The 10,239-nt window shown below is 67.8% G+C and carries 7 protein-coding genes; all 7 read left to right on the top strand.

The genetic code is table 11. The features are described from left to right. Nucleotides 1–14: 14 nt before the first annotated feature. A complete protein-coding gene (locus JNK68_12975; GenBank protein MBL8541267.1) occupies nt 15–527 on the top strand; it encodes a DUF3459 domain-containing protein in 513 nt (170 codons plus the stop codon). Next, complete coding sequence (treY, locus tag JNK68_12970; GenBank protein MBL8541266.1) at nt 520–5,634, top strand: malto-oligosyltrehalose synthase; 5,115 nt, start codon at nt 520–522, stop codon at nt 5,632–5,634. The genes JNK68_12975 and treY overlap by 8 nt, the downstream gene beginning before the upstream one ends. Then, a complete protein-coding gene (locus tag JNK68_12965; protein ID MBL8541265.1) occupies nt 5,631–6,677 on the top strand; it encodes an amino acid ABC transporter substrate-binding protein in 1,047 nt (348 codons plus the stop codon). The genes treY and JNK68_12965 overlap by 4 nt, the downstream gene beginning before the upstream one ends. Before the next feature lie 15 nt (nt 6,678–6,692). Next, nucleotides 6,693–7,868 (top strand): ABC transporter permease subunit, encoded by a 1,176-nt coding sequence (locus JNK68_12960; protein ID MBL8541264.1) that lies wholly within the window; start codon nt 6,693–6,695, stop codon nt 7,866–7,868. Between the two features lie 2 nt (nt 7,869–7,870). Beyond that, entirely contained in the window at nt 7,871–8,974 is a 1,104-nt protein-coding gene (locus tag JNK68_12955; protein MBL8541263.1) for an amino acid ABC transporter permease, read from the top strand. A gap of 8 nt (nt 8,975–8,982) precedes the next feature. Further along, nucleotides 8,983–9,714: an amino acid ABC transporter ATP-binding protein gene (locus tag JNK68_12950; protein ID MBL8541262.1), complete on the top strand. Its 732-nt coding sequence runs from the start codon at nt 8,983–8,985 to the stop codon at nt 9,712–9,714. A gap of 70 nt (nt 9,715–9,784) precedes the next feature. Then, nucleotides 9,785–10,239 (top strand): GNAT family N-acetyltransferase (locus tag JNK68_12945; protein MBL8541261.1); only part of this gene is annotated, 455 nt, incomplete at its 3' end.

Genomic DNA, 10,239 nt, shown 5'->3' with positions numbered 1-10,239 from the left:
CCCCGCTCCTCTTCATGGGCGAGGAATGGGGCAGCACGCAGCCCTTCCTGTTCTTCTGCGATTTCGAGCCCACGCTCGCGCCGCAGGTCACCGCCGGGCGCCGCCGCGAGTTCGAGCGGTTTCCGCGCTTTCGCGACGAGGCTGCGCGCGAGCGGATTCCGGATCCTGCAGCCGCCGCGACCTTCGCTTCGTCGAAGCTCGATTGGGAGGACTGCCAGCGCGCGCCGGGCACGCAGTGGCTCGCGCTTTATCGGCAGCTGCTCGCGCTGCGTCGCGCCGAAATCGTCCCGCGCCTGCCCGGCATGCACGCAGGCGGACGCTGGCAGCGACTGCAGCAGCATGGGCTGGCGGTCGACTGGCAGCTCGGCGACGGCAGCCGGCTGCATCTCGTCTGCAACCTGTCGGACCTGCCGCTCGCGAACGTCGCGCTGCCCCGCGGGCGGCTTCTCCACGCCACCCATTCGTCATCAGTGGCCGGCATCCCGCCGTGGAGCGTTGCGTGGCTGCTGGAAGCACCCGATGCCTGACGAGCCGCTGATCGCGCTCGCACGCCTCAATGGCATCGAGACCACGCTTCCCGATCGCAACGGCAAGCCGCAGACCGTATCGGCGCGCACGCTGAGGAACGTGCTCTCGGCGCTCGGCGTGGCGGCCGCGAACAACGGCGAGATCGCGCAGTCGATCGCCGATCACGAGCTTGCCCGCTGGCGTGAAGTGCTGCCGCCGGTGCTCGTGCGCCGCGCCTCGGCACTGCCGGTGACGCTCGAGGTGCGGCTGCCCGCGACCCTCGATGCGAAGCGCCTGCACTGGCGCGTGACGGACGAGAACGGTGCGCAGGAAGATGGCTTCTTCCGGCCCCGCGAGCTGACCTCGCTGGCCACGCACGCGGCCGATGGCACGGCTTTCGTGCTGCGGCCGCTCATGCTGCCGGTGAATCCGGAGCCGGGGTACCACCGCATCGAGATCTACGACGGCGACGAGGTGCTCGCGCGCACATCGTTCATCATCTGTCCGGACGCGGCCTATCAGCCGGAGGCGATCGCCGGCAGCCGGCGCGTGTGGGGACCGGCGGTGCAGCTTGCCACGGTGCGCTCGTCGCACAACTGGGGGGCCGGCGACTTCACCGATCTGCGCATGCTGATCGGCCAATGGGCGGCGCGCGGCGCCGGCCTGGTCGGGGTCGACGGGTTGCATCTGGCACTGCCCGGTCACGGCCCCGGCACGAACGCCTATCGCGCGGCGAGCCGGCTGCACGTCGACGTCCGCTATCTGGACATCGAGCGCATCGAGGACCTGCGCGAATGTGAAGAAGCGCAGGCCCTCATCCGCAGTGCCGACTTCCAGTCGCGGCTGACCCGCCTGCGTGCGGCCGATCAGGTCGATGCCGACAGCGTCGCGGAACTGAAGCGGATGGTGCTCGGCCTGCTCCACCGCAGCTTTCGCAGCCGTCACCTCTATCACGGCACGGCGCGCGCTGGCGCCTTTCGCGCCTACCGCCGCGCGCAGGGCGAAAGTCTGCGGCGTCACGCACTGTTTGCAGCGCTGCAGGAGCACTTCCAGCGCGAACACCCGTCGATGCGTGGCTGGCCGGAGTGGCCGGAGGATTTCCGCGATGCGGGGAGCGCTGCGGTGGCGCGCTTCGCCGAGCAGTATCGCGAACGCATCGAGTTCCTCGAGTACGTGCGCTGGCAGGTCGATCTGCAGTGGCATGCGGCAGGGTGGCGCTGCGAGGAGGTCGGCCTGGGTGTCGGCCTCATCGGCTCACTGCCCCTGTCGGCGACCCGGGATGGTGCCGAGACGTGGAGCGAGCCTGGCAGCTACGCGTTTGGCGCGAGCATCGGCGCGCCGCCGGATGCCGCCAACGGCAGCGGCAGGGACGACGCGCTCGCACCCTTGCATCCGCACCGGCTGCGGCATGCGGCGTACCGCCCGTTCATCGCAGCGCTGCGCGCCAACATGCGTGACAATGGCGCGATCTGCCTGCAGCAGGCTGCCGGCTTGGCGCGCCTGTTCTGGATCCCGGCGCGGGGTAATCCGGCCCAGGGTGCGTATGTGAACTATCCGCTCGGCGAGTTGCTCGGCATTCTCGCCCTGGAGAGTCAGCGCAACCGCTGCCTCGTCATCGCCGAAGACATCGAGACGCTGCCCGAGGCCGCACGCCGTGCCTATGCCGACAACGGCCTGCTCACGCGCCGGTTGCTGCAGATGGAGCGCGACAAGGAGGGGGATTTCGCCCCGCCGGCAGCCTATCCGCCGCAAAGCCTCGTGGTCGCGAGCAGCCGCACCGGCCCGACGCTCGCCGAGTTCTGGGAGGGGCGCGACCTCGACGCTGCCGCGGCGGCGGACACGCCCGCCGCGCACGAGCGACGGCAGGCGGCGATCGTCAACCGCTCGCAGGATCGCGCGCGGCTCCTGCTCGCGCTCGAGCGTGAAGGACTGCTGCCGCCCGGGGTGACGCCGAATCCGCTCTCCCTGCCGGCCATGACCGATGCATTCGCGCAGGCGCTCCAGCTCTACCTCGCACGCTCGCCGGCGTGCCTCTTGATGGTGAGGCTCGAAGACGTGGTGCGCGCGGCCGAGCCCGCCGCCGACGCGCCTGCTCCCGGCCGCGGCAAGCTCGCGCTCACGCTCGAGGACTGGCCGGAGGATCCGCGCTTCGTCGCGCTTACCGACGCCCTCGCCCAGGCTCGCGGGCAGGCTCTCTTTCCCTATGCACGCACCGGTGCCGACGACCGCGTGCGCGCGATCATCCCGCGCGCCACCTATCGCCTGCAGCTGCATCGCGACTTCGGCTTCCGCCAGGCAGCGCAGCTCGTTCCCTACCTCGCCCGCCTCGGCGTGAGCCACGTCTACTGCTCGCCCTATCTCAAGGCGCGCCCCGGCAGCCATCACGGCTACGACATCATCGACCACAACGCGCTCAACCCGGAGATCGGCAGCCGCGAGGATTTCGATGCGTTCGTCGACGCCCTCAAGTCGAGCGCCATGGGTCACATCCTCGACATGGTGCCGAACCACATGGGCGTTATGGGCGGCGACAACGCCTGGTGGCTGGACGTGCTGGAGAACGGCCACGCCTCGCACTACGCGGAGTTCTTCGACATCGACTGGGATCCGGCGAGCGCCGCGCTCAAGGGCAAGGTGCTGGTGCCGGTGCTGGGCGACCATTACGGCGCGCTGCTCGAACGCGGTGAGATCCGGCTCGCCTACGAGGCGGCGACGGGCTCGTTCAGCGTCTACTACTACGAGCACCGCTTCCCGGTGGATCCCTGCCAGTATCCCGTCGTCCTGGAGCGTGCGATGAAGGCGGCGCTCGGTGAATCCGTGCCGAGCGCCGTGCTCGACGAGTTCGCGAGCCTGGTCACGGCGTTTCGCAATCTGCCGGGGCGCGACGAGGTCGAGGCCGAGCGCCGCAGCGAGCGCAATCGCGACAAGGAGGTGCACAAGCGCCGGCTCGCCCGCGTGGTGACCGACTGCGCACCGCTCGCCCGTGCCATCGACGCGGCAGTGCGCGGCATCAACGGCAGCACCGACAACCCCGCATCCTTCGACACGCTGCACGCCCTGCTTGAAGCGCAGGCCTACCGGTTGGCGTACTGGCGCGTCGCCTCGGACGAGATCAACTATCGCCGCTTCTTCGACATCAACGACCTCGCCGCGCTGCGCATGGAAGACGAGGTGGTGTTCGATGCCACGCACCACCTCGTGCTCGACCTCGTGGCGGCGGGACAGATCGAGGGCCTGCGCATCGATCACCCCGATGGCCTGTACGATCCGGCTGCGTATTTCAGGCACCTGCAGGACCGTATCTCGCTCGCGTGGGGCGTAAACGCAGCCGAGCCGGCGAGTCGCCAGAGCCTGCCACTGTACGTCGTGCTGGAGAAGATCACCGCCGGCTACGAGCGACTGCCCGAGGCGTGGCGCGTGCACGGCACCACCGGCTATCGCTTCATGAACGTGGTCAACGGCCTCTTCGTCGACGGCGCCGCGCGCGCCAAGCTCGACCGCATCTACGAGGCCTTCGTGCCGGAAGCGCTCGGCTTCGAGGAGATCGCCTACCAGTCGCGGCGCGTGATCCTGCGTACAGCACTCGCCAGCGAGCTCACGGTGCTCTCCAACCGCCTCGCCCGCCTCGCGCAGTCCGATCGCCGCACGCGCGATTTCACGCTGAACACGCTGCGCCAGGCGCTGGTGGAAGTGGTCGCCTGCTTCCCGGTCTATCGCACCTACATCGTCGAGAAGCCATCGGCGGACGACCGACGCTATCTCGACTGGGCGGTGTCGCGCGCACGGCGCCGCTCGCGCGCGGCAGACGCGACGATCTTCGATTTCGTGCGCGCGGCTGCTCTCGGCCAATCCCTCGGCGGCGAACAGACGGTGGAGGCGCTCGCCTTCGCGCACAAGTTTCAGCAGTTCACCGCGCCGGTCACCGCCAAGGGCGTGGAAGATACGTCCTTCTACCGCTACCACCGGCTCGTGTCGCTGAACGAGGTCGGCGGCGATCCCGGCTGCTTCGGCTTCACCGTGTCCGCCTTCCACGGCGCGAGTCAGGATCGCGCGCAGCGCTGGCCGCACACGATGCTCGCGACTTCCACGCACGACTGCAAGCGCTCGGAGGACGTGCGTGTGCGCATCGACGTCATCTCCGAGCTGCCCGCCGCTTGGCGGCTCGGCCTGCGCCGCTGGAGCCGTCTCAACCGCAGCCGCAAGCGCGTCGTGGAAGGCAGGAGCGCACCGTCGCGCAACGATGAGTACCTTCTCTATCAGACGCTGCTCGGCACCTGGCCGCTGGAAGCGCTGACCGAGGACGGACTCGCGGCGTTGCGCGAGCGCATCCAGACCTACATGACGAAGGCCGTGCGCGAAGCCAAGGTCGAAAGCAGCTGGATCAACGTCAACACGGCCTACGAGGCGGCGCTCGCCGGCTTCATCGACGCGCTGCTGGCGAAGACCGAGGGCAATCTGTTCCTGCAGGATTTCCTGCCGTTGCAGCGCAGCGTCGCCTGGCTCGGCATGCTGAACAGCCTGTCGCAGACCCTGATCAAGCTGACGAGCCCCGGCGTGCCGGACATCTACCAGGGAAACGAGCTCTGGGACCTGAGCCTGGTCGATCCGGACAACCGCCGTCCGGTCGACTACGAACAGCGGTCGCTGCTGCTGGCGGAGATGCAGGAGCAGCTGGCCGCCGCCAGCGTCGGCGCGGCCACGCAGCTCGACGCCATCATGCGCAACTGGGAGTCGGGCGGTCCCAAGCTGTACCTGATCTGGCGGGCGCTCGAACTGCGCCGCGAGTATCCGCAACTCTTCGCGCAAGGCGATTACACGCCGCTCGTGGCCACCGGCGAGCGCGCCGACAATGTCGTCGCCTACGCGCGCCGGCTCGGCGACAGCGTCGCCATCGTCGTGGCCGGTCGTCTCTTTTCCCGGCTCGTCACCGAGCCGGGAGAGCTGCCGCTGCGCTCCGAGACCTGGGGCGACACCGCGGTTCCCGCAGACATCCTCCCCGTCGGCAGCCGCCCGCTCAACGTGCTGACCGGCCGCAGCGTCGAGGTGCTCGACGGCCGGCTGCTGGTGGCCGACATCTTCGCCGACTTCCCCGGCGCGCTGCTCTTCTGCGAGAGCACAACGGAATGACGCGCAAAGGGCGGCACGCGCCGCTGCACACCGCACTCGCGGCGTGCGCTCTTGGGATGCTGGTGTCTACGGGAGCGCGCGCCGGCAAGGACCTCGACGCCATCGCGAAGCGCGGAGAGCTCGTATGCGGTGTGAGCACCGGTGTCGCGGGATTTTCCGCAGCGGACAGTCAGGGCCGCTGGTCCGGGCTCGACGTGGACATCTGCCGCGCGATCGCCGCGGCGATCCTGAAGGACGGCGGCAAGGTCCGTTTCGTCCCGCTCACCTCGCAGCAGCGTTTCACCGCGCTGCAGTCCGGCGAGGTCGACATCCTCTCGCGCAACACCACGTGGACGTCGACGCGCGATGCATCGCTCGGGCTCAACTTCACTGCGATCGTCTTCTACGACGGCCAGGGCTTCCTGGTGCCGAAGCGGCTCAACGTGCAGAGCGCGAAGGCGCTCAAGGGCGCCACCGTTTGCGTGCAGTCCGGCACCACGACCGAGCGCAACCTGAGCGATTTCTCACGCGCCAATAACCTGAATCTGAAGCCGGTGGTGTTCGCGGATTTCGCAGCGACCAACGCTGCGTACTTCGGCAGCCGCTGCCAGGTGTACACGACCGATGCGTCGGCACTGGCGTCGATCCGCAGCAAGGAAGCCGCGAAGCCGGACGACCACGTGATCCTGCCCGAGCTGATCTCGAAAGAGCCGATGAGCCCGGCGGTGCGGCGCGGCGACGACGAGTTCTTCGCCATCGTGAAGTGGGTCGTCTTCGCGCTCATCGAGGCGGAGGAACTCGGCATCACGCAGGACAACGTCGACGTGCAGAAGAAGGTGGCCGCGAATCCGGCCGTCGCGCGCTTGCTCGGGGGTGGCACCGAAGACAGCGGCAAGGCGCTCGGTCTGGACCGGGAATGGGCCTATCGGGGGTTAAGGACCGTCGGCAACTACGGCGAGATCTACGAGCGCAACGTCGGACCGAAGACGCCGATAGGACTGCCGCGGGGCTTGAACGAGCTCTGGTCGAAGGGTGGCCTCCTGTACGCGCCGCCCATACGCTGACGGCATTCGCGCGCAGTGAATCCTCGTCGACCGCCCTGGCAGCGCCCGTCGTGGCGCGGGCGCGCGGCGCGCGGTGTCTTCTTCCAGGCAATCGCGCTCGGGGTCGTCTGCCTCGCCGTCGGGTTGCTCGCCCACAACACCGTCGCGAATCTGCGTGCGCGCGGCATCCAGAGCGGCTTCGATTTTCTGAACGCCACCGCCGGGTTCGACATCGGCGAGAGCCCGATCCCCTTCAGCCCGACCGATTCGTATGCGCGGGCGATCGGCATCGGCGTGCTCAATACGCTGCGCGTGGCGTTGATCGGCATTCTTCTCACGACGGTGTTCGGCACTCTGCTCGGCATCGGTCGCTTGTCGCGCAATGCGCTGGTGCGCGGTCTCTGCTACGGCTATGTCGAGCTCTTCCGCAACGTGCCGCTGCTGCTGCAGCTGCTGATGTGGTATCTCCTCTGCGTTGAAGTTCTGCCGCCGGCGCAGGCGGCATGGAACTTCGCAGGGCTCTTCTACCTGAGCAAGGGCGGCTTGGCGTTTCCAGTCCCGCTGTGGCACGCGGGCCAGATCCTGGGTCTCGTGTGTGCGCTGGTTGGTGTCGGAATCGCCTGGGGCTGGCGACGCCGGGCGCAACGCCATTTCGAGCTCACCGGAATACCCCGCGACCGAGTCTGGGTGCCTCTCCTGCTGGTGGCCACCTCCGTCGGCATCGGCTGGTGGGCCGGCGGCGCCCCACGAGTGTGGCAGGTGCCGGAGCAGCTTGCGTTCGCCGTCGATGGCGGCGGCAGCGCAACACCGGAGTTTCTCGCCCTGCTGCTCGGTCTCGTGCTCTACACCGCTGCCTTCGTCGCCGAGGTCGTGCGCAGCGGCATCCAGTCGGTCGATCGCGGACAGGTGGAAGCGGCACGCGCCCTGGGGCTCACGCCCCGCCTCGAGCTGCGGCTCGTCGTGCTGCCGCAGGCGCTGCGCGTGATCGTGCCACCGCTCACCAATCAGTACCTCAACCTCACCAAGAACTCGTCGCTGGCGGTGGCAATCGGCTACCCGGACGTGGTGTCGATCGCCAACACCACTTTGAACCAGACCGGGCGTGCAGTGGAGTGCATTGCCATCATCATGGCCGTGTATCTCGCGACCTCGCTGGCGACCGCCGCTTTCATGAGCTGGTATAACCGCCGCGTGGCCATCGTGGAGCGCTAACCATGGCCGATGCACTGCGCCTCATCGCGCCCCGGCCAGCACCGGTTCACGCAGACGGACCGTTCACCTGGGCGCGTCGGAATCTTTTCGGTGACTGGCGCAGCACCGCCGCCACGATGGCGCTGATCGGCCTCGCGCTCTGTGTGCTGCCCGGAATCGTGCGCTGGGCGCTGCTCGATGCCGTCTTCGCACCCGATGCCGCCGCCTGCCAAGCGGCCCGCGGTAGCGGCGCCTGCTGGGGCGTCGTGGCCGAGAAGTACCGCCTCATCCTCTTCGGCCGCTACCCGTTCGAGCAGCAATGGCGGGCAGTGGCAGCAACGGTATTGATGCTGGGAATGCTCGTCGCGAGCGGTGTCCGCAGATTCTGGCGCCCCCGGCTCGCGGTTCTGTGGGTGCTCGGTCTCGCCGGCTTTCTCGTGCTGATAGGCGGGGGCGTGCTCGGTCTCGCGCCGGTGCGCACGGAAGCGTGGGGAGGCCTGCCGCTCACGCTCTTGCTGGCAACGCTGTCTGCTGCCTGCGCGTTTCCGCTCGCTGTTCTGCTCGCGCTGGGCAGACGCAGCCGGCTGCCCGCCATCCGAACGCTGTGCGTCCTGTATGTCGAACTGATCCGCGGGGTGCCGCTCATCTCGGTGCTTTTCATGGCGTCCTTCATGTTCCCGCTGTTCCTGCCGCAAGGCATGACCTTGGACGTGCTGGCGCGCGTGCTGGTCGGCATCTCACTCTTCGCCGCGGCCTACATGGCGGAGACCGTGCGCGGTGGTCTGCAGGCGATCCCACGGGGACAGGTCGAGGCAGCCGCAGCCCTCGGCCTTCGCGGCTGGCAGACGCAACTCAGGATCGTGCTGCCACAGGCGCTGGCAGCAGTGGTGCCGGCCCTCGTGAACAACTTCATCGGCGTGTTCAAGGACACTTCTCTAGTGACCATCGTGTCGCTCTACGAGCTCACCGGGGCGCTCGGCCTTGCGCTCAACTCCGATGTCGAGTGGCGGCCGTTCAAGGTGGAGGCCTATCTTTTCGTTGCCTCACTCTACTGCGTCTGCTGCTTCGCGATGTCGCGCTACAGCCTGTGGGTGGAAAGGCAGATCGGCGCAAGCAGGCGAGCGTGAGCGATCCGATCATCCGCTTCGAAAAGGTCAACAAGTGGTACGCCAACGGCTTCCACGCCCTGCGCGATATCGCCCTGATGGTGGCGCCCGGCGAGCGGATCGTCATCTGCGGCCCCTCCGGCTCCGGCAAGTCGACCCTCATCCGCTGCGTGAACGGCCTGGAGGCGCACCAGGCGGGTCGTCTCGTCGTCGACGGTGTCGAACTCGGCGATGACCCGCGGGCAATCGATGCAGTGCGCCGGCATGTCGGCATGGTCTTCCAGCAGTTCAATCTCTTTCCGCACCTGACCGTCCTCGAAAATCTGACGCTGGCACCGATGTGGGTCGCCAAGCTGCCGAAGCGGGAAGCGCAGGCGCGCGCCCTCGAACAACTCGACCGGGTACGCATCGTCGAGCAGGCGGGGAAATACCCGCTGCAGCTTTCGGGGGGTCAGCAGCAGCGCGTCGCGATCGCTCGCGCGCTCTGCCTGGAGCCGCGCATCATGCTGTTCGACGAACCCACCTCCGCCCTCGATCCCGAGATGATCAAGGAGGTGCTCGATGTCATGAGCGGGCTCGCAGCGCAAGGCATGACGATGCTGGTGGTCACGCACGAGATGGGCTTCGCGAAAGCCGTGGCCGACCGCATCGTGTTCATGGACGAAGGCCAGATCGTCGAGGACAAACCGCCGAGCGCCTTCTTCGGCAATCCGGAGCACGCGCGGACGATCGAGTTTCTGGCGAAGATCATCGATCACTGAGCACCCATGCTGCAAGCGAGCCGACCCTGACCGGCTGGCGGGCAAGCGCTATAATCCGCTTCCGTTGACCATGTCAGACACCGAACTTCAACCCCAAGGTCAGGTGAGCGAGGCTGCCGAGCTGGAGCTTCGCGTCCGGCGCATCCATCGCCGGGACTTGAACCGCGTCTGGGAGTTCTTGAAGCTCGTGTTCCGCGACGTGAACCGCGAGACCGTCGAGTATCAGCGGCCGCGGCTCAAGAAGCACTTCGACGAGATCTACGAAGAGGAAGGCATCGAGCAGCTCCTCTTCGAGCTCAAGAAGGACGACAAACACGAGCTCGTGGGTTACGCCGAGTTCGCCTACGAGATCACCGGGTCCGACAACTGGATGAATCACCGGTACTTCGAGAAGCGCGGCATGCGCCCGCTCTTCGTCGAGGAACTCGCGGTGCACCCGAATTACCACGGGCTGGGTGTCGGTTCATTCATCTTCGAGCAGATCGAGCACGCCGCGCGCCTGCGCGGCTGCACGCACATCGTGCT

Source organism: Betaproteobacteria bacterium (genome assembly GCA_016791345.1).
Taxonomy (GTDB): domain Bacteria; phylum Pseudomonadota; class Gammaproteobacteria; order Burkholderiales; family JAEUMW01; genus JAEUMW01.
Note: the sequence above shows the minus strand (reverse complement) of the source record. Positions and strands in the feature narration are given on the sequence as shown.

Excerpts from the sequence above, each read along its gene's own strand:
- JNK68_12965 (MBL8541265.1), top strand. The coding sequence starts at position 5,631 with ATGACGCGCAAAGGGCGGCACGCGCCGCTGCACACCGCACTCGCGGCG.
- treY (MBL8541266.1), top strand. The coding sequence starts at position 520 with ATGCCTGACGAGCCGCTGATCGCGCTCGCACGCCTCAATGGCATCGAG.
- JNK68_12975 (MBL8541267.1), top strand. The coding sequence starts at position 15 with ATGGGCGAGGAATGGGGCAGCACGCAGCCCTTCCTGTTCTTCTGCGAT.
- JNK68_12955 (MBL8541263.1), top strand. The coding sequence starts at position 7,871 with ATGGCCGATGCACTGCGCCTCATCGCGCCCCGGCCAGCACCGGTTCAC.